General features: G+C 68.8%; 18 protein-coding genes and 1 pseudogene. 14 read left to right on the forward strand and 5 right to left on the reverse strand.

From position 1 onward, the window contains the following. The first annotated feature begins 91 nt into the window (after positions 1 to 91). Both LGN10_RS19990 and LGN10_RS19995 read left to right on the forward strand, forming a co-directional pair. On the forward strand, positions 92 to 970 hold the full coding sequence (locus LGN10_RS19990; protein ID WP_226224787.1) for a LysR family transcriptional regulator: 879 nt from the start codon (positions 92 to 94) through the stop codon (positions 968 to 970). A 167-nt stretch (positions 971 to 1137) separates the two neighbouring features. After that, positions 1138 to 2124 carry an ABC transporter substrate-binding protein gene (locus LGN10_RS19995; RefSeq protein ID WP_089465776.1) on the forward strand — a complete coding sequence of 329 codons (987 nt, stop codon included), beginning with the start codon at positions 1138 to 1140 and terminating at the stop codon, positions 2122 to 2124. Between the two features lie 28 nt (positions 2125 to 2152). Here the strand turns inward: LGN10_RS19995 and LGN10_RS20000 are convergent, their stop codons facing one another. Further along, entirely contained in the window at positions 2153 to 2527 is a 375-nt protein-coding gene (locus LGN10_RS20000) for a phage protein NinX family protein (protein WP_059639242.1), read from the reverse strand. A 302-nt stretch (positions 2528 to 2829) separates the two neighbouring features. On the opposite strand from LGN10_RS20000, the pseudogene LGN10_RS20005 reads away from it, so the two are divergent. The 8 genes and pseudogenes from LGN10_RS20005 to LGN10_RS20040 form a co-directional block, all read left to right on the forward strand. After that, positions 2830 to 3306 (forward strand): annotated as a pseudogene (locus LGN10_RS20005) (glycosyltransferase family 2 protein); the annotation flags it as partial. Positions 3307 to 3324: 18 nt separating this feature from the next. Further along, complete coding sequence (locus LGN10_RS20010; RefSeq protein ID WP_226224788.1) at positions 3325 to 4572, forward strand: glycosyltransferase family 87 protein; 1248 nt, start codon at positions 3325 to 3327, stop codon at positions 4570 to 4572. Positions 4573 to 4675: 103 nt separating this feature from the next. After that, positions 4676 to 5743 carry an ABC transporter substrate-binding protein gene (locus LGN10_RS20015; RefSeq protein ID WP_059582549.1) on the forward strand — a complete coding sequence of 356 codons (1068 nt, stop codon included), beginning with the start codon at positions 4676 to 4678 and terminating at the stop codon, positions 5741 to 5743. Positions 5744 to 5757: 14 nt separating this feature from the next. Further along, positions 5758 to 6600 (forward strand): ABC transporter permease, encoded by an 843-nt coding sequence (locus tag LGN10_RS20020; protein ID WP_226224789.1) that lies wholly within the window; start codon positions 5758 to 5760, stop codon positions 6598 to 6600. A gap of 35 nt (positions 6601 to 6635) precedes the next feature. Then, positions 6636 to 7478, forward strand: coding sequence for an ABC transporter permease (locus LGN10_RS20025; RefSeq protein ID WP_226224790.1), 843 nt, complete (start codon positions 6636 to 6638; stop codon positions 7476 to 7478). A gap of 40 nt (positions 7479 to 7518) precedes the next feature. Continuing rightward, positions 7519 to 8364: an ABC transporter ATP-binding protein gene (locus LGN10_RS20030; protein WP_226224791.1), complete on the forward strand. Its 846-nt coding sequence runs from the start codon at positions 7519 to 7521 to the stop codon at positions 8362 to 8364. Between the two features lie 148 nt (positions 8365 to 8512). Then, positions 8513 to 9466 (forward strand): TauD/TfdA dioxygenase family protein, encoded by a 954-nt coding sequence (locus LGN10_RS20035; protein WP_226224792.1) that lies wholly within the window; start codon positions 8513 to 8515, stop codon positions 9464 to 9466. 171 nt (positions 9467 to 9637) lie between these two features. Further along, positions 9638 to 10585 (forward strand): TauD/TfdA dioxygenase family protein, encoded by a 948-nt coding sequence (locus tag LGN10_RS20040; protein ID WP_226224793.1) that lies wholly within the window; start codon positions 9638 to 9640, stop codon positions 10583 to 10585. Positions 10586 to 10629: 44 nt separating this feature from the next. Here the strand turns inward: LGN10_RS20040 and LGN10_RS20045 are convergent, their stop codons facing one another. Continuing rightward, positions 10630 to 12291: an ABC transporter substrate-binding protein gene (locus LGN10_RS20045; RefSeq protein WP_226094062.1), complete on the reverse strand. Its 1662-nt coding sequence runs from the start codon at positions 12289 to 12291 to the stop codon at positions 10630 to 10632. A 348-nt stretch (positions 12292 to 12639) separates the two neighbouring features. Between LGN10_RS20045 and LGN10_RS20050 the strand changes: the two genes are divergently transcribed. Further along, positions 12640 to 13047 (forward strand): DUF427 domain-containing protein, encoded by a 408-nt coding sequence (locus LGN10_RS20050; protein ID WP_226094063.1) that lies wholly within the window; start codon positions 12640 to 12642, stop codon positions 13045 to 13047. A 214-nt stretch (positions 13048 to 13261) separates the two neighbouring features. Then, positions 13262 to 14254, forward strand: a complete 993-nt coding sequence (locus tag LGN10_RS20055) for a sulfonate ABC transporter substrate-binding protein (protein ID WP_059582566.1) — start codon at positions 13262 to 13264, stop codon at positions 14252 to 14254. A gap of 4 nt (positions 14255 to 14258) precedes the next feature. Here LGN10_RS20055 and LGN10_RS20060 read toward each other — a convergent pair whose 3' ends face one another. Beyond that, a complete protein-coding gene (locus LGN10_RS20060; RefSeq protein ID WP_226224795.1) occupies positions 14259 to 14843 on the reverse strand; it encodes a putative glycolipid-binding domain-containing protein in 585 nt (194 codons plus the stop codon). Positions 14844 to 15042: 199 nt separating this feature from the next. Here LGN10_RS20060 and LGN10_RS20065 point away from each other — a divergent pair, with 199 nt between their 5' ends. Continuing rightward, positions 15043 to 15951, forward strand: a complete 909-nt coding sequence (locus LGN10_RS20065; protein WP_226224797.1) for a LysR family transcriptional regulator — start codon at positions 15043 to 15045, stop codon at positions 15949 to 15951. Positions 15952 to 15958: 7 nt separating this feature from the next. Here LGN10_RS20065 and potE read toward each other — a convergent pair whose 3' ends face one another. Next, the gene (gene potE, locus LGN10_RS20070; RefSeq protein ID WP_099317287.1) at positions 15959 to 17344 is read right to left on the reverse strand and encodes a putrescine-ornithine antiporter; all 1386 of its coding nucleotides are present in this window, start codon (positions 17342 to 17344) and stop codon (positions 15959 to 15961) included. A gap of 58 nt (positions 17345 to 17402) precedes the next feature. Next, positions 17403 to 19703, reverse strand: coding sequence for an Orn/Lys/Arg decarboxylase N-terminal domain-containing protein (locus LGN10_RS20075; protein WP_089465509.1), 2301 nt, complete (start codon positions 19701 to 19703; stop codon positions 17403 to 17405). Positions 19704 to 20209: 506 nt separating this feature from the next. On the opposite strand from LGN10_RS20075, the gene LGN10_RS20080 reads away from it, so the two are divergent. Then, entirely contained in the window at positions 20210 to 22390 is a 2181-nt protein-coding gene (locus LGN10_RS20080) for an ornithine decarboxylase (protein WP_226224799.1), read from the forward strand. Positions 22391 to 22413: the final 23 nt, after the last annotated feature.

The following is a 22413-nucleotide window of genomic DNA, read 5'->3' on the forward strand; positions in this document are numbered from 1 at the left end:
CGGAACAGGATGAACGAGCCGTATGCTAGGCTCGCCCGGTATTGCCTGTCATTGATACTTCCATGCTGTTTCATTGACGAAAACTGCAACCATGGGTCACCTCGAATTCCGTCATCTGCGCGCGTTCCTGAGCGTCGCGCAACACCTGCATTTCGCACGCGCGGCCGAGGCGCTCGACATGGCGCCGCCCGCGCTCACGCGGCAGATCCAGGAAGCCGAGCGCGCGCTCGGCGTGCGGCTCTTTCACCGGTCGCGCCGCGCGGTCACGCTGAGCGCGGCCGGCGAGGCGTATCTCGCGGAAGCGAGGGCCGCGGCCGAGCACCTGCAGCGAGGCCGCGAACTCGCCGCGCTGGCCGAACGCGGCGAACTCGGCCGGATCGAGATCGGCTACGTGTCGTCGGCCGTCTATTCGGGCACGCTGCAGCGCACCGTCGGCGCGTTCCGCGACGCGCACCCGCGCATCGAGCTGAACCTGCGCGAGGTGCCGATGGACGACGTCGCGAACCAGCTCGACACGGGCCGGCTCGACCTCGCGTACGTGCGCCCGCCGCTGGCGCTGCCCGGCGGCCTGCGGATCGTCACGCTGCAGCGCGACGTGTTCGTCGCGGCCGTGCCGGCCGATTCGCGTTATGCGGCGATGGCGACCGTGCGCGCGGCGGACCTCGCCGACGCGCGCTTCGCTGTGCCCGAACAGGCGCTCGGCACGCTCGAAGTCGCGCGCCGCGGCCGCTTCGCGCCGGTCGTCGCCGCGCGGCCGGGCGGCCTGCTCGCGGTACTCGCGTGCGTGTCGGTGAACGGCTGGGTCGCGGTGATTCCCGATGCACTTGCCGGTTGCGTGTCGCTGCCGGGCGTCGTGTACCGGCCGATCGCAGGCAAGCCGATCATGTCGGCGCTCGCGCTCGCGCACCGGCGGTTCGAAAAGGCGCCGGCCGTGCGGGCATTCCTGCGGACGATTCGGCCGGCCGCGTAAGACGTGCGCGCCCGGGCGCCGGGTCGAGCGCCGCCGCACCGGCCAAACCGGCCGCCCTCCGCACGAATATGCATTTCACGATTCGATGTTTGTCGGCCGGAAACCGATTCCGTAACCTGCCCGGCAGCCGCGCCGTCCGCGCGCGGATCACCGAGGACACGCCGCCGATGACCCACTCTTTCGCCACAGCGCGCCGCCGCGCGCTGCAGCGCCTTGCCGCCCTCGCCGCCGCGCCGCTCGCGGGCGGCCTCGCACTGCCGGCCCGCGCGGCCGGCGCCGACCTGTCGGGCGTCACGCTCGTCCTCGGCGACCAGGCCGGCGGCCTGCGCGCGCTGGCCGAAGCGGCGCGCGTGCTCGACGGCACGCCGTACCGGTTCCGCTGGGCCAACTTCCAGGGCGCCGCGCCGCTGTTCGAAGCGCAGCGTGCGGGCGCGATCGATCTCGCGCCGGCCGGCGACCTACCCGTCCTGACGGCCGCGCTCGGCGATCCGTCGCTGCGGATCGTCGCGACGCGCGTCGGCTCGCCGACGTCGCTCGGCATCGTCGTGCAGCCGGACTCGCCGGTTCGCACCGTGGCCGACCTGAAAGGACAAACCGTCGTCGTATCGTCGGCGCGCGGCAGCATCTCGCAATACCAGTTGTACGGCGCGCTGCGCGAACATGGGCTCGCGCCGCGCGACGTCGAGGTGCGTTTCGTCCTGCCGGTCGACGCGTTCGCCGCGTTCGAGGCGAAGCGGATCGGCATCTGGGCCACGTTCGATCCGTACTACGGGCATGCGGTGCGACGCGGCGCGCGCATCGTCCGCGACGGCAGCGGCATCAACTCGGGGCTCGCGTTCCTCACGTCGCCGGTCGAAACGCTCGACGATCGCGGCAAGCGCGCGGCGCTCGCGGACGTGCTCGCGCGGCTCGCCCGTGCGGGCCAATGGGCGCTCGCGCACCCGGCCGACTACGCGAGCGTCTACGCGTCGCTCACGCGCCTGCCGCCCGACGCCGCCACCGATATCGCGCGCCGGGCCGCGCTCGCGCAGCGCAGCCTCAGCGGCGCCGACATCGACGTGCTGCAGCGCGTCGCCGATCGCGCGGCGGCGGACGCGATCCTGCCGCGCCGCGTCGACGTCGCGTCGATCGCCATCCGGAACGTGTCGGCCTGAGTGGCGCCGCGCGGCGCGCGACGCACGGTCAGCGCGGGCGCGCCATATCGAGGTCGGGCACGTCGTCGCCGAACGTCGACGCGACGATCGTGCGCATCGCGGCGATCAGCAACGTCGGCCCCGACTGGTTGAACGTGCAGCGCTCGCCCGCGGCCGGCACGGCCCGATGCAACACGGCGCGCCACGCGCCCCGCCCGCCATCGCGCTCGAACGCGGCGAACGGCCGCCGCTCGACGATCGGGCCGCCGTCCGCCCAGGACGACGACGGCGCGAACGGCGCCGGCACGCCGCCCGCCGTGCGAACAGACGTGCATCCGTACGCGTCGGCACGTGGCGCATCATGGCCTTCCGCGATCGCGACCCAGTAATCCAGCGCCGCGCCTGTCAGATCCTGAACTTGCATGCCCCTCTCCGTTACCGTCGTGACAGCAACATGCTAACGGTTGCGCGCGTATGCAGGCCGGTCGGAACGCCAACGCCCCTCGGCACGGGCGGCATCGCGGAAAATCCCCCCGAGCAAACCCGCGCATGCTGTCACTCGCGTGCCGTTCGTGCTTAGAATGATCCGACGGTTCGCCGCCCGGCCGGCGGCAGCCAGCGAGGCCGTCATAACCGCGACATGCGCACCGGTCCGGGCCCGTTTCCGCACGTTCGGCGGCAACAGAACCGGACAACGCGCCGCAGACCGGATCTCACGGGGGACGTATGTCCAGACACACCCTGAAGCCGTTGGTATCGCTCGTCGTGCCGTTTCACGACGAAGCGGAAGCGATCGATGCGTTCTTCGCGACCACCGTTCCGATACTGGAAGCGATCGGCACCGCGCGCTTCGATAGCGTTTGCGTAAACGACGGCAGCCGCGACGGCGCGCTGGACAAGCTGATCGGCATCGCGGTCGCCGATCCGCGCGTGCGCATCGTCGATCTCACGCGGCGCTTCGGCAAGGAGGCCGCGCTCAGCGCGGGCCTCGACGAGGCGGCCGGCGCGGCCGTGATCCTGATCGACGCCGACCTGCAGGACCCACCGGCCCTGATTCCCGCGATGCTCGAACGCTGGCGCGCAGGCGCCGAGGTCGTCGCCGCGAAGCGCACCGACCGGATGTGGGATCCGCTGATGCAACGCGTGGCGGCCTCGCTCTGCTACCGCGGGCACAACCGGCTCTCGGAAGCGCCGCGCAATCTGCCGGCCAAGTAGCGCCGCATGGATATTTCCGGCTCGCCGATACGGCGCGGCGAACGACCCGTCCGCGCCTGGCTCACCCCCGCACGCATCGCGCTTTACAGTGCGGTCATGCTGGCGATCGGCGTACTGCTGGGGGCGATCCTGCTCTGGATCGGCCTTCGCTCGACCGAACCGGGCACGTTCCGCCCCGGTTCGGGGTACATGGTGTTCTGGTCCGCGTCCCATCTGATGCTCCACGGCTCGCCGTGGCAGGCCTACGACATCCCCGCGTTCTCGCGCGCGCTCGCCGGACTGTTCCCGTTGGCCGGCCGCCATGCATTCCTGCCGTGGCTGTACCCGCCGTCGTATCTGCTCGCGGTGACACCGCTCGCGCTGCTGCCCTATGCGATCAGCTATCCGCTGTTCGTCGTGCTCGGCGTCGTGCTGCTCGGCATCGCGGTGTGGCGCGTATCGGGGCTCGGCGCCGTGCCCGACGCGACACGCATCGGCTGGCTCGCGCTGCTCGCGTGCCCCGGGGTGCTCGTCACCGCGATATACGGACAGAACGCGATGCTGACCGCCGCGTGTGCGGCGCTCGCCGTGTATTTCGTCGACCGGCGGCCGATGCTGGCCGGCCTGTGTATCGGACTCCTGTCGGTCAAGCCCCAACTGGCGGTGCTGTTCCCGTTCGTGCTGATCGCCGCGCGCGCGTGGCGCGCGTTCGCATGGGCCGCGGCATGGGCGATCGCGATCACCGCACTGGGCATCGCGGCGGGCGGCATGGAACCGCTTCGCTTGTTTCTGCGGAATGCCGGCGCGCTGCGCTCGCTGATCATCGAGCATGGCGTGCCGTTCTGGTTTGCGTCGCCGACACCATTCGCGGCGTTTCGGCTCGCCGGCCTGTCGCCCGCCGCCGCGTTCGCCGGCCAGGCCGCCGTCGCGGCGATCACGCTCGCGGCGGCGTGCCAGGTCTGGCGCCGCAGCCGGGACACGCGGTTGCGCGGCGCGGTACTGGTCGTCGCGACGCTCGCCGCCAATCCGTATGTCTGGCACTACGAACTGTCGTGGCTGTGCATTCCGATCGCCTGCATGATCGCCATCGGCTCGCAGCATGGCTGGCGGCGCGGCGAGCAATGCGCCGTCGCCGCGATGTGGGCGCTGCCGCTGTACGAGTTTCTGAATCCGTGGATGATGCTGCCGCAGATCGGCCCCGCCATCACGTCGATCGCGCTGCTCGTGCTGCTGCAGCGCGCTCGGTCCCTCCCGCGATCCCCCGCGCGGCGATAAGCATAGTTCAAATCGTTGCTTGTCCGGCCTCCGGGCGTCATCGAGAATGACCCGACGGGCTGCGGCCCGGCCTCGTTCCCCAACGTTCCGGATCCATCGATTCATGCTTCCACTGCGCCTGCTGCGATCACTGCTGATCGCGTCCCTCGTTGCGTTGCCGGCCGCCGCCGCGCACGCGGACAAGCCCGCCATTCTCCGCATCGGCGTCGCCCAGCAGGGCGCCGGCGACCCACCGACGTTCGGCGGATCGAGCGCCGCGACGGTGCAGTTGCAGCAGCTCGTCGAAAAGGAATTCGCCGCCGACGGCATCAAGGTCGAATGGCTGTTCTTCAAGGGCGCGGGGCCGGCCGTCAACGAGGCGATCGCCAACAAGGCGCTCGACTTCGCATACCAGGGCGACCTGCCCGCCGTGCTCGCGCGCTCGAACGGGATCAAGACGCGCCTGCTGCTCGCCGCGAGCGTGCGCTCGGGCATCAAGATCGCGGTGCCGCCCGACTCCACGATCCGCTCGATCAAGGACCTGAAGGACCGCCGCGTGTCGATCTTCCGCGGCACCAACCTGCAGCTCGTCGCCGACAACGCGCTCGCGAAGAACGGCCTCGGCGAACGCGACCTGCGCGTGATCAATCTCGACGCCGCCAGTTCGCTCGCCGCGCTCGCGTCGAAGGGCATCGACGCGTCGGTCGGCGATTACGGGCTCTACAAGCTGCGCGACGCGGGCCTCGCGAAAATCATCTACGAATCGCAGAACGACGGCCCGCAGTTGACGCGCCAGACCCACCTGCTCGTACTCGACGATTTCGAACGCGCGCACCCGGACATCGTGCAGCGCGTCGTCACCGCGTTCGTGAAGGGCGCGCAATGGTCGTCCGACGAGGCGAACCGCGATGCGCTGTTCAAGCTGTGGGCGAAGAGCGGCGTGCCGTACACGTCGTGGCAGGCCGACTATGCGAACCAGCGCCTGAAGGACCGCCTGTCCCCGCTGATCGACCCGTTCGTCGTCGCGCGCTACAAGGCCGTCGCGCAGGATGCGCTGAACCTGAAGCTGATCCGCCAGCCGGTCGACGTCGACGGCTGGTTCGAGCCGAAGTATCTCGACCATGCCTTGCGCACGCTGAAGCTCGAAAACTACTGGCCGCGCTATGACGCGGCCGGCAAGCCTCTCTCCTGACCGGATCGACCCCGATGAGCGACACCGCGTTTCCCGTCCCGTCGTCCGAGTCGCGCACGCTCGCCGTGCCGCCGCGCCGCGCGGCCGCGCTGGAACGGCTCGCGTGGCGGCTCGCGCCGTGGGTGCTGCCCGCGCTGCTGTTCGCGCTGTGGAGCGTGGGCAGCGCGCGCGGCTGGATCGCGCCGCAAATCCTGCCGCCGCCCGAACGCGTGGTCGACACGCTGGCCGAGCTCGCGTCGAACGGCGATCTCATGCGCCACACGCTGATCAGCCTGCAACGCGTGCTCGTCGGCTTCGCGGCCGGCACGCTGCTCGGCGTGTCGATCGGCGTCGCGCTCGGGCTGTCGCGCACGCTGGAAGCCTACGTGCTGCCGAGCTTCAACGCGCTCGTGCAGATCCCGGTGCTCGGCTGGCTGCCGTTCCTGCTGCTGCTCGTCGGCGTCGGCGAGCCGCTGAAGTACCTGCTGATCGCGCATGCGGCGCTCGTCCCCGTCACGCTGAGCACGCTGCAGGGGTTTCGCCAGACGCCGCCCGCCCTCGACGAAGTCGCGCGCGGGTTCGGCTACACGCGCCGGCAACGCATCGTCCACGTCGTGCTGCCGGCCGCGATCCCGACGCTCGCGACGGGCGTGCGGCTCGCGTTCACGAAGTCGTGGCTCGCGCTCGTCGTGGTCGAACTCGTCGCGTCGTCCGAAGGGCTCGGCTACCTGATCGTGTACGGGCGGCAACTGTTCCAGCTCGATCTCGTGATGGCGGCCGTGGTCGTGGTCGGCGCGGTCGGCCTGCTGATCAACCGTGCGCTCGACGCACTCGAAGCGCGCCTGCGCCGCGGCGTGCCGTCCGCGTTTCGCGGCTGAACGGGCCCGCCCGCCCAACCGAAGGAGAATCGCCCGTGCCGCCTGCCGCCGCGCCGTCAGCCACACCGCCCGCTACCACCGCTACATCCGCTACATCCGCCGCGGCCGCCCGCCGTCCGCATGTGCCCGACTGGCGCGGCTTCGTGCTGCCGCTCGCGGCGTTCGTGCTCTGGTGGGCGATCGCTTCCGCGCATCTCGCGACAAGCGGGCTGCTCGTCGGCCCGGCCGACGTGCTGCACACCGCGTGGGCGCAGGCGGCAAGCGGCGCGCTCGGCCGTGCGCTGTCGGCGTCGCTCGCGCGCGAAGCGTGCGGGTTCGCGATCGGCGCGACGGGCGGCCTCCTGCTCGGCGCGGTGCTCGGGCTGTCGCGCATCGCCGCGCGGATGGTCGGCCCGAGCTTCGACACGTTCAAGCAGATCTCGCTGTTCGCGTGGATTCCGCTGATTTCCGTGTGGTTCGGCCTCGGCGACGTCGCGAAGGTCGTGTTCCTGTCGCTCGCCGCGCTGCTGCCGGTCGCCGCCCATACCTGCGACGGCATTCACGCGGTGCCGCGCGCGTATGTCGACGTCGCCCGCGCGCTGCGCTACTCGCGGCTCCAGCTGATCCGCCACGTGATCCTGCCGGCCGCGCTGCCGTCGATCTTCACCGGCCTGTATCTCGGCCTGATCTATTCGTGGCTCGCGACGCTCGGCGCCGAATACCTGCTCGTCGCCGGCAGCGGGATCGGCAACACGCTGATCGACGGCAGCGAGCAGTTCCGGATGGATCTCGTGCTGTTCGGGATCATCGTCGTCGGCGTGACCGGCTGGGCGCTGAACGCGACCGCGCGAGCGATCGAGCGCAAGGTGCTGGCCCGGCGCGGCGACCTCGCGCGCTGAGCGCCTCTTGCCTCCTTTCCGCCCCCTTCTTCGTACCGCCATGACGACCCTCGCCTCCGATTCGCTCGACATCCTCCATGTAAGCAAGCACTACGCGCGACGTGACGCGGCGCTCGCCGTGCTCGACGACGTATCGCTGCACGTGCGTGCCGGCGAATTCGTCACGATCGTCGGCGCCAGCGGCTGCGGCAAGTCCACGCTGCTGCGGCTCGTCGCCGGGCTCGACACCGACTACACGGGCGAAATCCGCGCGGGCGGCGAACGCGTGCGCGACACGTCACTACGGCGCGGCATCGTGTTCCAGGATCACCGGTTGTTTCCGTGGCTGACCGTCGAACAGAACATCGACGCCGCGCTGCGCAACGCGCCGCTGGACGCCGCCGCGAAACGGCGTGCGGTCGCGGAACACATCGCCCTCGTCGGGCTGAACGGCTTCGAGCACGCGTTTCCGAACCAGTTGTCGGGCGGGATGGCGCAGCGCGTCGCGATCGCGCGCGGTCTCGTGAACCGGCCGCGCGTGCTGCTGCTCGACGAGCCGTTCGGTGCGCTCGACGCGCAGACGCGCGCGAAGATGCAGAACGAACTGCTGCGCATCTGGGAACAGGAACGCATCACGATGCTGCTGGTCACGCACGACGTCGACGAAGCCGTCTATCTCGGCGACCGCGTCGTCACGATGGCGCCGCGTCCAGGCCGCATCGCGCGCATCGTCGACGTCGCGCTGCCGCGCCCGCGCCGGCGCGATTCGCCGGCATTCGCACGATTGCGCGACACGGTGCTCGCCGATTTCGACGACAGCGACGCGCCGGGCGACGACGCGTCGGGTGGCAAGCGCATCGACGCGGCGCGAGCGCACCCGATCGGCGAATGGCGGCTCGCGTGGTAGCGATGCAACGCGTTTGCATTGCTCAGCATGACGACACATATCGTTCAGCGCAGCCCGCACGCTAAGGTTGTGACGATTCATCGGTTCCGAATCCGCGCGGCGCCTGCTTGAATGGAGGCTCGACCGACCCGACTCCAGGAGACTCCCGATGTCCGATATCCAGCACGCCGCTCACTCGCCTTCGCCTGCTTCGCACGCCGCGCCGCGCACGGCCGCCGTCCCGCTTCAGCTTCGCCAGGTCGCCGGCCGGATCGGCGCCGAAATTTCCGGCGTGCGGTTGTCGTCCGCGCTCGACGACGCGACGTTCGACGCGATCCACGCCGCGCTGCTGCGCCACAAGGTGCTGTTCTTCCGCGGCCAGCACCATCTCGACGACACCGCGCAGGAAGCGTTCGCCCGCCGCTTCGGCGACACGGTCGCGCACCCGACCGTGCCGTCCGTCGACGGCAGCGCGGCGCTGCTCGAACTCGATTCCGCGCACGGCGCACGCGCGAATTCGTGGCACACCGACGTGACCTTCGTCGATGCGTACCCGAAGGTCTCGATCCTGCGCGCGGTCGTGATCCCGCCGTTCGGCGGCGACACCGTATGGGCCAACACGGCCGCCGCGTACGCGCATCTGCCCGATTCGCTGCGCGCGCTCGCCGACACGCTGTGGGCGCTGCACACGAACGCCTACGACTATGCGTCGACGCACGTGCACGCCGACGATGCACAACTGAAGCGCTACCGCGAAGTGTTCACGTCGACCGTCTACGAAACCGAGCACCCGGTCGTGCGCGTGCATCCGGAAACCGGCGAGCGTACGCTCGTGCTCGGACACTTCGTGCAGCGGCTCAAGGGGCTGTCGGCGCAGGATTCCGCGCACCTGCTGCAGGTGTTCCACGAGCACGTGACGCGTCTCGAGAACACCGTGCGCTGGAACTGGCAGGAGGGCGACGTCGCGATCTGGGACAATCGCGCGACGCAGCACTATGCGATCAACGACTACGGCGATGCGCGCCGGGTCGTGCGCCGTGCGACCGTTCACGGCGACGTGCCGGTCGGCATCGACGGCCGCCGGAGCGTCCTGCTGAAGGGGCCGGGCGCCACGCTGCAATAACGTCCATGTCCCGCGGCGGCGCCCTTTTGCCTGTTTCCTTTCCCTTTTTCCCGCGCGCCGCCGCGCCACTCCCTGCCGGACACCCGCCATGAACCTCGCGCCACCGGACCGACGCTTGCACGCGCAACGATGTCGTCCGTCTTCCCCGTTCACTTCCGCCAGGAGCGTCGCATGAGCGCCCTACTCGAACCCGCCGCCCAGCCGGTCGACGTGATCCCGCTGTCCGCCCACATCGGTGCGGAAATCCGCGGCGTCGACCTCACGCAACCGTTGACGACGCCGCAGATCGCGGCGATCCGCGCCGCGCTGCTGAAATGGCGCGTCGTCTTCTTCCGCGAACAATTTCTCACGCACGAGCAGCATGTCGCGTTCTCCGCGCAGTTCGGCGAGCCGACGGTCGGCCACCCGGTGTTCGGGCATGTCGACGGCCATCCGGCCGTCTATTCGATCGCGAAGCATCGCAAGGCGACGCGCTTCGAAGGCGAACCGGTGCGCCGGCCCTGGACCGGCTGGCACACCGACGTGACGGCCGCCGTGAATCCGCCGTGGGCATCGATCCTGCGCGGCGTGACGATCCCGCCGTACGGCGGCGACACGCACTGGACCAACCTCGTGCGCGCCTACGAAACGCTGTCCGCGCCGCTGCGCGGCTTCGTCGACACGCTGCGCGGCATCCATCGCTTCACGCCGCCGCCAGGCGCGCGCGCGACCGGCGCATTCGACGATGCGGTCGAGCGCCGCCCGCTCGTGACCGAGCATCCGCTCGTGCGCGTGCATCCGGAAACCGGCGAACGCGCGCTGTACGTGAGCCCGAGCTTCCTGAAATCGATCGTCGGGCTGACGCCGCGCGAGGGCCAGGCGCTGCTCGAACTGCTGTGGGAGCACGTGACGCGGCCGGAATTCACGGTCCGCTTCAAGTGGGAACCGCGCAGCATCGCGTTCTGGGACAACCGCGCGACCGCGCATCTCGCGCCCGTCGACATCTTCGATCTCGACTTCGACCGCCAGCTGTATCGCACGACGCTCGTCGGCGACGTGCCGGTCGGCCCCGACGGCCGGCCGTCGGTCGCGCTCGAAGGCACGCCGGTCGAAACGGCCGCGGCCGTCGCACTCGACTGACGCGGCGAACGCCGGTGCGCACGGGCGCGCCGGCCCCCCTTCCGTCAATCGAGCCACACGCCGTCGAACCGGTGCCCGCCGAGCGGCGAGAACGTCAACCCGTGGACGCGCCTGGAGATCGGCAGCGACACGATCGACGTCGCGATCGGCGTGAACGGCACCTGGTCCTTGAACACCACCTGCGCCTGCTCGTACAGCGCCGTGCGCTTCGCGACATCGGCATTCGAACGCGCCGCCGTCACGAGTTGCTCGAAGTCCTTGTTGCACCACTTCGCGAGATTGCTGCCGTGCACGGCGTCGCAGCCGAGCAGCGTGCCGAGCCAGTTGTCGGGGTCGCCGTTGTCGCCCGACCAGCCGTACAGGATCGCGTCGTGCTGGCCGTCGTGCTTCGCGCGGCGGTTGTATTCGCCCCATTCGTAGCTGACGATCCTCGCGCGCACGCCGATTCTCGCCCAATCCTGCTGGATCAGTTGCGCCATCAACTGCGCGTTCGGGTTGTACGGGCGCTGCACGGGCATCGCCCACAGCGTCAGGTCGAAGCCGTTGGGAAAGCCGGCCTGCGCGAGCAGCGCCTTCGCGGCGGCCGGATCGCGCGGCGCGTCCTTCAGGCGCGGGTTGTACGACCATTGCGCGGGCGGCATCGGGTTCGTCGCGATCGTCGCGTCGCCGTTGAACACGGTCTTGATGATCGCCGCCTTGTCGATCGCGATGTCGAGCGCGCGCCGCACGTCGACGCGATCGAGCGGCGGATGCTGCGTGTTGTACGCAACGAAGCCGACGTTGAAGCCCGTCCCCGAAAACAGCGTCAGCTTCGGGTCGCGCCGCACCGTCTCGAGATCGGCCGGCCGCGGAAACGCCGACACCTGACACTCGCCGGCCACGAGCTTCTGCAAGCGCGCGGCCGGGTCGGGCGTGATCGCGAACACGAGGCGCGCGAGCTTCACGTCGTCCGGGTTCCAGTAGTCGGGATTCGCGTCGTAGCGGATCAACGCGTCCTTCTGGTACGTACGCAGCACGAACGGCCCCGTGCCGACCGGGAACTGGTTGATGTCCGACTCGCGATGGCGCGCGGCGAGCTGCCCCGCATATTCGGCCGACAGCACCGACGCGAACGCCATCGCGAGATTGCGCACGAACACGACGTCGGGCGACTTCAGTACGAAGCGCACCGTGTAGTCGTCGACCTTCTCGATGCGCTCGATGTTGCGGTCGAAGCCGAGATCGCTGAAATACGGGAAGCTGACCGGATACGCCTTGCGGAACGGATCGTCCGGGTCGAGCATCCGGCGGAACGTGAACACGACGTCGTCGGCCTGGAACGGACGCGTCGGCTTGAACCACGCGGTGGTCTGGAATTTCACGCCGCGCCGCAGGTGGAACGTGATCGTGCGCTGGTCGGGCGACACGTCCCAGCTGGTCGCGAGCGCGGGTACGAGATCGAGCGTGCCGCGCTTGAACTGCACGAGCCCGTTGTAGACCGGGTACGTGCTCGCATCGAAATCGGTGCTCGTCGTGTGCTGGCCGGGATCGAAGCCGGCCGGGCTGCCTTCGGTGCAGTACACGAGCGTCTTGCCCGCGGGCGCCGCGAGCGCGTGCGTCGCGGCGCCGGCCAGCAGCAACGACGCGGCGATGCAGCGGAGCGCGGCGCCGGCATGCGATACGCCGCGCGTGCGGCGCGCGGCTGACGAAACGAAAGGATTCTTCATGGTGGCGGATAAAAAAGGCTGTCATGCGAATGACGACCGCCGATCTTCGCGCGCCTCCCGCCGATCGCTTACCAATTAATTCCGCGTTGCTTATCGTCGTGGATGCATCCCGCTGCCGCGGCATCGAAAAGTCCATGCGAGCGCCGCATGCATGCCGAACGCCGCCGCCGCGAGCCGCCCGGACACCCGATCGAAAACCGCCGCACGGCCTTCCGGCCCCCTGCAAGTTCTCCGGAATGGGTGCATCGTATCGATTGGCCGACGCCGGCGCCGGCGCCCGGGGATCCGCCCGGCGTGCACATGCCGGCACGGCGCGTCCGTGCGCGCCGCCCTTTCCGGAGGAACCCGATGCCGATCACCCCCGATACGCCCTCTCGTCCCGTGAAGTCGCCGGGCCCCGATCACCCGATCCTGATCGAACCGCATTCGTCCCGCGTGATCGTGAAGGTGGCCGACAAGGTCGTCGCCGATACGCGCCATGCGCTGGTGCTGCGCGAGGCCAGCTATCCGGCGGTGCTGTACATTCCGCGCGAGGATGCCGACATGTCGCTGCTCGAACGCACCGACCACGCGACCTACTGCCCGTACAAGGGCGATTGCGCGTACTACTCGATCCCCGCCGGCGGCGAACGCTCGATCAACGCCGTGTGGACGTACGAGCATCCGAATCCGGCAGTCGAATCGATTCGCGGGCACCTCGCGTTCTATCCGGATCGCGTCGATTCGATCGAGGAGCGCCTGCTCGTCACCGAGTGAGCGCGGCGGCGTGCTGCCGCGTCACCGGTTACGTATCGTCCGGCCGCTGATTTGCATATTCGGATTCGTTGGTTGGCCGCCGGCCCGCCGCGCCGTATCGTCCTGACTCCGGCGCGGGCCGGCCCGTTGCGTGCGTCGCCCGCATCCGGCCCGGTCCTGCGCCGGCCGCGCCGCCTTCGCGCGCGGCCCGTGAACCCGCCAGCAGGACGCCTCGATGAACGACACACCGCACGCAGACCTTGAATCGACTCCGGCGAACCCGCGCCGCCGCCAGTGGCTGCACGGCGCGGCCGCCGGGCTGGCCGGGCTCGCGCTCGGGCCGCTCGCGGCCGCGCCCGCACGCGCCGACGCCGGCGGCACGCGGCTGCGCATCGGCTTCCAGAAATACGGCAACTTCGTCGTGCTCAAGGCGCGCGGCACGCTCGAGAAGCGTCTCGCGAGCCAGGGCGTCGCCGTGCAATGGCTCGAATTCCCGGCCGGCCCGCAACTGCTCGAGGGGCTGAACGCCGGCGCGATCGACGTCGGCACGGTCGGCGAAACTCCGCCGATCTTCGCGCAGGCGGCCGGCGTCGATTTCGTCTACATCGGCAACGAGCCGCCCGCGCCCCAGGGCGAGGCGATCGTCGTGCTGCCCGATTCGCCGATCCGAACCGTCGCGCAACTGCGCGGCAAGAAGGTCGCGTTCAACAAGGGTTCGAACGTCCATTACCTGCTGGTGAAGGCGCTCGAGCGCGCGGGCCTGACCTATGCCGACATTCAGCCGATCTACCTGACGCCGGCCGATGCGCGCGCCGCGTTCGTGCAGCGCAGCGTCGATGCGTGGGTGATCTGGGATCCGTATCTGGCCGCCGCCGAACGGCAGCTCGGCGCGCGCGTGGTCGCGAACGGCGACGCGCTCGTGCGCAATACGCAGTACTACCTCGCCGCGCGCAAGTACGCGGCCGCGCACCCGCAGGTGCTGCGTGCGCTGCTCGACGAAGTCGACGCGGTCGACCGCTGGGCGCGCGATCACGTGCCCGAGGTGGCCGCGCAACTGTCCCCGCTCGTCGGCCTCGACGCGCCGACGCTCGAAGTCGCGCTCAAGCGCGCCGGCTACGGCGTGCAGCCGATCACCGACGCGACTCTCGCGTACCAGCAGAGCATCGCCGACGCGTTCAGCACGCTGAAGCTGATCCCGGGCAAGCTGTCGGTCGCCAGCGCGCGCTGATGCGTCACGACGCGGGCGCCGCGCCGATGCGCCGCCATTCGTCGTAGTCGGTGACGAGGCCCGCGCCGTCGATCGCGATATCGGCCGCATACGTGCCGCTCTCGTAGCGATACACGTTCGGCGCCGTGCGCGTATAGCGCTGCTCGCCGCGCACGATGTCGACATCCGGAAAACGCAGCCACGCGGTGTGAATCTCCGCCGACTCGCCGACGGCGAGCGCGAGCCGCCGGATCGGCAGCGTATTGGTCGACGGACTGAAGCCGAGATCGATGTCGGTCGCGCCCGCGAGCGCCGGCGCATCGACGCCGTCGATCGTCCACCGCCCCGCATCGCACGCGATGTCCCATTGCCGTGACGGCGCCGTGCCGGTCCACCGCGTCACGCGCGCCGAACGCGTGAGCCAGTCGGTCCCGCATGCGATCGCGTAATCGATGCGAAACGGCGTGCCGTCGATCGCGCCCGCCACCGTCCCCGCCAGCGCGATGCCCGTTTGCGACTCGTCGAGCCGGCACCATTCGGCCGCCTGCCACGTCTGCACGATCTGCCATGCGACGCAATGCGTCCGTGGGGCTTCGTTGTGTTGCGTCATGCCGGGTCTCCTGTCGGTCGCGCGGGAACGAAGTCGATTTTCGCTCACGGCGCGGACGAACGCACGCGGCTTCGTCGGCACCATGAGCGCCCCGGCCGATAATGAGTATCGGCCCGACGCACACCGTCGGCCCTCCGCCGCTTTGATACCATCCGTCGATCGGCACAAAATCGAACCGGAAGACAAAAGGCGCGACTTCATGGATTTGTTGGCGACGATGCGCATCTACGTCAGGGTCGTGGAGCGCGGCACGATGTCCGGCGCGGCACGGGATCTCGACATGGGTCAACCGGCCGTCAGCGAGCGCATCGAGAAACTCGAGAAACATCTCGGCACGCGGCTGCTGATGCGCAGTGCGCGTACGCTCGCGTGCACGGAGGAAGGCCGCCTCTTCTACGAACGCAGCAAGGCGCTGCTCGAGGCGGCCGAGTTGGCCGTTGCATCGGTGTCGAAGACGGAAAACGCGCTCGACGGCACGATCCGGCTCGCGGCGCCGCAATGCTTCGGCGAGGTCGTACTGCCGGGCGTGCTGATGCAGATCCGCACCGCGTATCCGAAGCTGCACATCGACCTCGTGCTGAACGACGACATCGTCGATCCGGTCACCGAGGGCGTCGACATTTCGATCCGGGTCGGCCAGCTCGGCGACGGCGGCTTCGTCGCCTACGCGCTCGGCGCGGTCGGCCGCGTGCTCGTCGCCGCACCGTCGTATCTCGACCGGCACGGCCCGATCGACACGAAGGCCGATCTCGCGAACCATCCGTTCATCCGCGTGAAAGGCGTGTTCGCGAACGAACAGGTGCCGCTGCAGCGCGACGGCGGCGCAGTCGAATACGCGCGTATCCGCACGGTCATGACCGCGAGCCACTGGCGCCCGATGTTCGACACGATCGCGGCGGGCGGCGGCATCGGCGTGGTCCAGCACCCGGCTTGCGCCGATGCGCTCGCGCACGGCCGGCTCGTCCGCCTGCTCCCGCACTACGACGTTCCCGACTTCGCGCTCAACGTGCTGGTGCACGCGCAGCGGCCGCTGCCGCCGCGCGTGCGCGCCGTCGTCGATCTGCTGAAACGAGCACTCCCGCCGCTGCTGACGCGGCGGCAGCGTTAGGGCCTGTTCACGCCTGCAGCGACTTCCCCGGTTCCTTCACGTGCGCATCGACTTCCATCTGGTAGAAGCGCGCGCTGACGAAGCCGAACAGCGTCCAGCCGAGGAACACGCACAGGCCGCCCAGCATCAGCGCCTGCTCGCCCGAGCTGTAGAGCGCGTAGAAGCTGTACGCGGTCGCGACCATCGCGACCACGTTCGTCAACAGCGCCTTGCCGGGCGGCACCTTCGCGACCTTCTGGATCGTGATCAGCGCGGCCATCGACATCACGTAGGGCACGAGGTTCGTGACGACCGCGAGATCGACGATCTTCTGGAACTGGTTGCTCAGCTCCGGGCTGATCGTCATCAGCGCCAGCGCGACCTGCGCGACCAGCAGGATCACCATGCCGACGATCGGCGTGCCCGTGCGCGTGGCGCGCGCGAACACCGGCAGAAAATAGCCGACGTCGGCCGAGCTCTTGAACACCTGCGCCACCGTGAACTGCCAGCCGAGCAGCGAGCCGATGCATGCGATCACCATCAGCGCGGTGACGATCGTGCCGACGGCCGGCGTGAACATCGTCGCGAACGCGATGCCGAACGGCGCATTCGACTTCGCGAGGATCGCGTTGGGCACGATCCCGGCGATCACGTTGGTCGACACGATGTAGAAGATCGCCGACGCGATCGTGCCGCCGAGCACGGCGATCGGCACGTTGCGCTCCGGATTCTCCACCGCGTCGGAGTTCGCGCACGCCGATTCGAGCCCGAGGAACGCCCACAGCGTCACCGCGATCGAGCCGCCCACGGCCGGCCCGAACGGCAGGTCGTGCGGATTCCACGCCGCGCCCCAGGTCGCGCCGCTGAACCAGAACCAGCCGATCAGCGACACGACGACGACCGGAATGATCACGCCCCACACCGTCACCGCGCCGATCCGGCCGGTGATGCGCGAGCCGCCGAAGTTCGCGACCGTCGTCAGCACGAGCAGGAAGATCGTCCAGAGGCCCGTTTGCAGCGGCGACAGCGTCGCGTCGAACAGCACGGTGCCGTAGCCGACCGCCGTCACGCCGATCGCGACGTTGGCGATCACGAGCGACAGCCCGTACGTGTAGTTCGCCATGTAGTTGCCGGCCTTGCCGAACGCGTACTCCGCGTAGCCGCCCATCCCGCCCGGCTTGCGGCTCAGCATCCCGCAGCGCGCGAACGCATAGGCGAGCGCGAGCGAGCCGCCGGCCGTGACGATCCACGACAGCAGCGAGATCGTGCCGACCTGCGCGAGCTTCGCCGGCAGCAGGATGATGCCGGAGCCCATCATGTTGACCGCCGTGAGGACAGTGAGCTGCCAGACGTTCATCCGGTTCTTCGGCGCGGCCGTCGTGGCCGCGCCGGACAGGTGCGCTGCGTTGTCCATGGTGTTCGATCCTTCGATGTGAGGCCGCCGGGCGGCCGGTCGCTCGTTCGTTCGCTCGTCAGGCCGTCAGGCAGTACACGCGGTACGTGCCGTCCTCGACTTCCACGCCGTGCGTGTCGTGTGCGAAGCCCGGGAAACGCCGGTCGTACGCTTCGAGCGCCTTCAGGTAGCCGAGCACCGGGCCGCCGGCCGGCCCCGCGTTCTCGCCCGGCATCAGGAGCGGAATGCCCGGCGGATACGGCACGACGCCGGTGGCCACCGTGCGCCCGGCCAGCTCGTCGAGCGTGACCTGTTCGACGCGGCCCTGCACGAGATGCTCGTACGCGCGCACCGGGCTCATCTCCGGCGTCGGCAAGATCGAGAACGCCTCCGACATCAGCCGCGTCGTGCCGAGCTGCTCCATCGCCGCGAACATCGTGTCGGCCAGATCCTTGAGCCCCATGCCCGCATAGCGCGAACCATGCTCGTTCGCGAGCGACGGAATCGCCATGTCGAGCGGCAGGTTCGCGTCGTAGTCGCGCTTGAAATCGCACAGCGCGCTGACGAGCGAGCCCCACTTGCCCTTCGTGATGCCGATCGAGAACAGGAACAGGATCGTGAAATCGGTGGTCTTCTCGACGACGATCCCGCGCGCATCGAGATACGCGGTGACGACGCTCGCCGGGATGCCGACCGGCATCAGGCCGCCGGCCGGCGCGACGCCAGGCGTGACGATCGACACCTTGATCGGGTCGAGCATGCAGTAGCCGTCCTCGATATTGCCGAAGCCGTGCCATTGCGCGCCGGGGCGCAGCACCCAGCACGCCGGGTCGCTCGCGAGCAGCTCGGGCGGCGCTTCGTGGAACGGCAGCGTGCGGCCCGTGCGCGCCTCGAGCACGGTATCGGGCTGCCAGCATTCGAAGAACCAGTCGCCCTTCGCGCCGAATTCATTGTTCATTCGCGCGATCATCTGCCGGAACGCGACAGCCTCCTCGATCGATTCGCGCGTCAGCGCGGCGCCGCCGGGGCCGTCCATCATCGCGGCCGCGACGTCGTTCGACGCGATGATCGCGTAGTTCGGCGACGTCGACGCGTGCATCATGAACGTTTCGTTGAACTGGCCATGCGGAATCGGGCTGCGGCCGTCGCGCACGTGGATGTACGACGCCTGCGACAGCGCGGTCAGCAGCTTGTGCGTCGACTGCGTCGCGAATACCGTGGGCCGGTCCTTGTGGTGGTCGCGCGGGTCGCCGTGCATCGCATGGCGGTCGCGGTAGATCGGATTGAAGCGCGCGTAGCCGTACCACGCTTCGTCGAAGTGCAGCCGGTCGACGCTCGCGCCGAGCAATTCCTCGACGCGCGTGACGTTGTAGCAGAGGCCGTCGTACGTGGAATTCGTGACGATCGCGTGCTTCGGCTGGCGATCGGCCAGCCCGGCCGCGAGCGGGTTCGATGCGATCGCTTCGCGGATCGCCGCCTGCGTGAGGCGCTCCGATGCGATCGGCCCGATGATCCCGTAGCGGTTGCGCGTCGGCACGAGGTAGGTCGGAATCGCGCCCGACATCGTCATCGCATGTTCGGCCGACTTGTGGCAGTTGCGGTCGCACAGCGCGATCTGGTCGCGGCTCACGCTCGCCATCAGGATGATGCGGTTCGACGTCGACGAGCCGTTCGTCACGTGATACGTGCGATGCGCGCCGAACACGCGCGCCGCATAGCGCTCGCTTTCGCCGATCGGGCCCGAATGATCGAGCAGCGAGCCGAGTTCGCCCACCGAGATCGACAGGTCCGAGCGGAACAGCGATTCGCCGAAGTACTCGAAGAACGCGCGGCCGACCGGCGATTTCAGGAAGCCGGTGCCGCCCGTGTGGCCCGGCGTATGCCACGAGTATTCGTAGACGCGCGAGAACTTCGCGAGCGCGCCGAACATCGGCGGCAGGACGGTCGAGCGATAGCGTTCGATCGCCGCGTGGATGCGCCCACCGATGAAGTCGGCCGTATCCTCGAGCAGCCACACGAAATCGTCGACCTTGCCCATCACCGCGGCCGGCACCGTCGACGCGACGCTGCGGTCGGCCAGCAGGAAGATCGGCACGCTGCCGTTGCGATGCCGGATCGCGTCGACCACCACCTCGGACGGCCCGTGACCGTCCACGCCGAGATCCCAGTCGAGCAGCACGCACTGGATCGACGGATCGGAGCGGATCAGCACGACCGCATCGTCGGCGGACGTGGCCGTCAACACGTCGATGCCGCGTTGCGCGAGTTCCGCGCTCAGCGTGCGGACCGCGCGGCCGGTCGCGGTTTCCTGCGCGATTTCGTCGTCGACCAGTAGCGCACGCATGCCGAGACGGCGAATGCCGCCGACGGAAGTGTTCATGTTGTTGCCCTCGCGGTTGGGTTGCTTCGATTGGTATCGTTCGTCTCGCGCGCACGCGGACGGCAGGTCACGGGCAGTGGCACGAGACGCTCGCCATTCCGGCTTGATTCGCCACCCAGTTCGGAGCCGACTATGCCATGAACGCCATTCGATGAAAAGCCGACGATTCGGTGAAACCATCGGCGCCTTTCCAATAGGATTTCATCATTGGATCATTTTTATATGCGCTGCAGCACGTCAATTGCCGATCAATTGATTAGGCTCATCCGTCAATGACATTGACGATTCTGGTCGATTGAATTCGCGTGCCTTTATTGCTACGATCGGCGGCGCCGAGCACCGTCCGATCACGGCTGTGCCGCGCTGCTCGACGCTTCCCGGCGCGGTGCGCATTCGGCATTCCGCATTCGCGGGAGCATTTCAATCGGCTGCGGCGCGCGTCGTATCGACATGACCCATCGGCGTGAATGCGGCTCCCGTTTCAGGTCATTTACCGGAGAGTTCGCGTGAGTCTGTTGAAAATCGCAGTCGAGCCGGCGCTGATCGGCGCCTTCCTCACCACGCACGAACAGGTCGACGTATTTCAGACCGATTTCACGAATATCGCGGCCATCGTCGTCGGTATCGACGCCGCGGAAAAGGTGCTGAAAACCGTCGAAAGAACCGGCTTCGCGATTCCGTTCTTCGTCGCGGTCGAGCCCGACCAGGAAGTGCCGCCGTCGGTCCTGCCGAGCGCGAGCGGCGTGATCCAGCTCCGCCACGGCGGCCGCCATTACTACGGCCGGCAGATTTCCGCCGCCGCCGACATCTACAGCGAGAGTCTGCTGCCGCCGTTCTTCAAGGTGATGCGCGACTACGTGCAGCGCGGCTACGTCGAGTTCGACTGCCCCGGCCATCAGGGCGGCCAGTTCTTCTCCAATCACCCGCTCGGCCGGATGTTCTTCGATTTCTTCGGCGAGACGCTGTTTCGCGCGGATCTCTGCAACGCGGACGTGCGGCTCGGCGACCTGCTGATCCACGAAGGGCCGGCGCTGGAAGCACAGCGCAACGCCGCAAGGATCTATAACGCCGACAAGACGTATTTCGTGCTGAACGGCACGTCGACGTCGAACAAGGTCGTCACGAGCGCGCTGCTCGCGCCCGGCGATCTCGTGCTGTTCGACCACAACAACCACAAGTCGGTGCACCTCGGCGCGCTCGTGCTGTCCGGCGCGCGGCCGGTCTACCTCGAGACCGCACGCAACGCGTGGGGCCTCATCGGCGGCGTCGACAGCGCGGCGCTCGGCGAAGCGCGCATTCGCGACGCGATCCGCGACGTCGCGCCCGAGCGCGCCGATCTGCCACGCCCGTTCCGGCTCGCGGTGATCCAGCTCGGCACCTACGACGGCACGATCTACAACGCGCGCGAAATCGTCGACCGGATCGGGCATCTGTGCGACTACATCCTGTTCGATTCGGCGTGGGTCGGCTACGAGCAGTTCATCCCGATGATGCAGGACTGCTCGCCGCTGATGCTGACGCTCGGGCCCGACGATCCCGGCATCTTCGTCACGCAGTCGGTGCACAAGCAGCAGGCCGGCTTCTCGCAGACGTCGCAGATCCACAAGAAGGACAGCCACATCGAAGGCCAGAAGCGCTTCTGCGATCACCGGCGCTTCAACAACGCGTACATGATCCACGCGTCGACGAGCCCGTTCTATCCGATGTTCGCGGCGCTCGACGTCAACGCGCAGATGCATGCGGGCCCGGCCGGCAAGCGCCTGTGGCGCGACTGCGTCGCACACGGCGTCGATGCGCGCAAGCTGCTGCTGAAAACGTGCCGCCAGATCCGCCCGTTCGTTCCGCAGCAGATCGACGGCCGCCCGTGGGCCGACTATCCGACCGAGCAGATCGTCGACGACCTGCGTTTCTTCCGCTTCCATCCGGCCGACACGTGGCACGGCTTCGAAGGCTATGCGGACGACCAGTATTTCGTCGATCCGTGCAAGCTGCTGCTGACCACGCCCGGCATCGATCGCGACACGCACGAATACGCGCCGTTCGGCGCGCCGGCGCCGATCCTCGCGCGCTACCTGCGCGAGCACGGCGTCGTGCCGGAGAAGGCCGACCTGTACACGATCCTGTTCCTGCTCACGCCGTCGGAGAGCTTCGGCAAGCTGCAGCATCTGGTCGCTCACCTCGCGCAATTCGAACGCCATCTCGATCAGGACACGCCGCTGCGCGAAGCGATTCCGTCGCTGTGCGAAGCCTATCCCGAGCTGTACGGCACGATGCGCCTGCGGCAGCTGTGCCAGCGCATGCATGATTTCTATCGCAGCCACGACATGAAGCATCTGCAGAAACAGATGTTCCGGCGTGCGCAGTTCCCGAAGCAGGCGATGCTGCCGCAGGCCGCGAATGCCGAGCTGATCCGCAACGACGTCGAACTCGTCACGCTCGATCGCATCGAAGGCCGGATCGCGACCGAAGGCGCGCTGCCCTATCCGCCCGGCATCTTCTGCGTGGTGCCCGGCGAAGTATGGGGCGGCCCGGCGCTCGACTACTTCCGCGCGCTGGAGGCCGGGATCAACGCGCTGCCCGGCTTCGAACCGGAAATCCAGGGTGTGTACCTGCAGACGAAGCCGGACGGCACGAAGCAGGCGTCGGCGTACGTGGTGGTAGCCGGCGCCGACGCGTCGCGCATGTAGGCACGGCGGGCGGCTCGGCACGC

It is taken from the genome of Burkholderia sp. AU32262, from assembly GCF_020419985.1.
Classification (GTDB): domain Bacteria; phylum Pseudomonadota; class Gammaproteobacteria; order Burkholderiales; family Burkholderiaceae; genus Burkholderia; species Burkholderia semiarida.

Coding starts and splice junctions, on each gene's coding strand:
- LGN10_RS20060 (WP_226224795.1), bottom strand. CDS start 14,843: ATGACGCAACACAACGAAGCCCCACGGACGCATTGCGTCGCATGGCAG.
- LGN10_RS20045 (WP_226094062.1), bottom strand. CDS start 12,291: ATGAAGAATCCTTTCGTTTCGTCAGCCGCGCGCCGCACGCGCGGCGTA.
- LGN10_RS20000 (WP_059639242.1), bottom strand. CDS start 2,527: ATGCAAGTTCAGGATCTGACAGGCGCGGCGCTGGATTACTGGGTCGCG.
- LGN10_RS20075 (WP_089465509.1), bottom strand. CDS start 19,703: ATGAACACTTCCGTCGGCGGCATTCGCCGTCTCGGCATGCGTGCGCTA.
- LGN10_RS20030 (WP_226224791.1), top strand. CDS start 7,519: ATGACGACCCTCGCCTCCGATTCGCTCGACATCCTCCATGTAAGCAAG.
- LGN10_RS20055 (WP_059582566.1), top strand. CDS start 13,262: ATGAACGACACACCGCACGCAGACCTTGAATCGACTCCGGCGAACCCG.
- LGN10_RS20040 (WP_226224793.1), top strand. CDS start 9,638: ATGAGCGCCCTACTCGAACCCGCCGCCCAGCCGGTCGACGTGATCCCG.
- LGN10_RS20050 (WP_226094063.1), top strand. CDS start 12,640: ATGCCGATCACCCCCGATACGCCCTCTCGTCCCGTGAAGTCGCCGGGC.
- potE (WP_099317287.1), bottom strand. CDS start 17,344: ATGGACAACGCAGCGCACCTGTCCGGCGCGGCCACGACGGCCGCGCCG.
- LGN10_RS19995 (WP_089465776.1), top strand. CDS start 1,138: ATGACCCACTCTTTCGCCACAGCGCGCCGCCGCGCGCTGCAGCGCCTT.
- LGN10_RS20010 (WP_226224788.1), top strand. CDS start 3,325: ATGGATATTTCCGGCTCGCCGATACGGCGCGGCGAACGACCCGTCCGC.
- LGN10_RS20015 (WP_059582549.1), top strand. CDS start 4,676: ATGCTTCCACTGCGCCTGCTGCGATCACTGCTGATCGCGTCCCTCGTT.
- LGN10_RS20020 (WP_226224789.1), top strand. CDS start 5,758: ATGAGCGACACCGCGTTTCCCGTCCCGTCGTCCGAGTCGCGCACGCTC.
- LGN10_RS20065 (WP_226224797.1), top strand. CDS start 15,043: ATGGATTTGTTGGCGACGATGCGCATCTACGTCAGGGTCGTGGAGCGC.
- LGN10_RS19990 (WP_226224787.1), top strand. CDS start 92: ATGGGTCACCTCGAATTCCGTCATCTGCGCGCGTTCCTGAGCGTCGCG.
- LGN10_RS20035 (WP_226224792.1), top strand. CDS start 8,513: ATGTCCGATATCCAGCACGCCGCTCACTCGCCTTCGCCTGCTTCGCAC.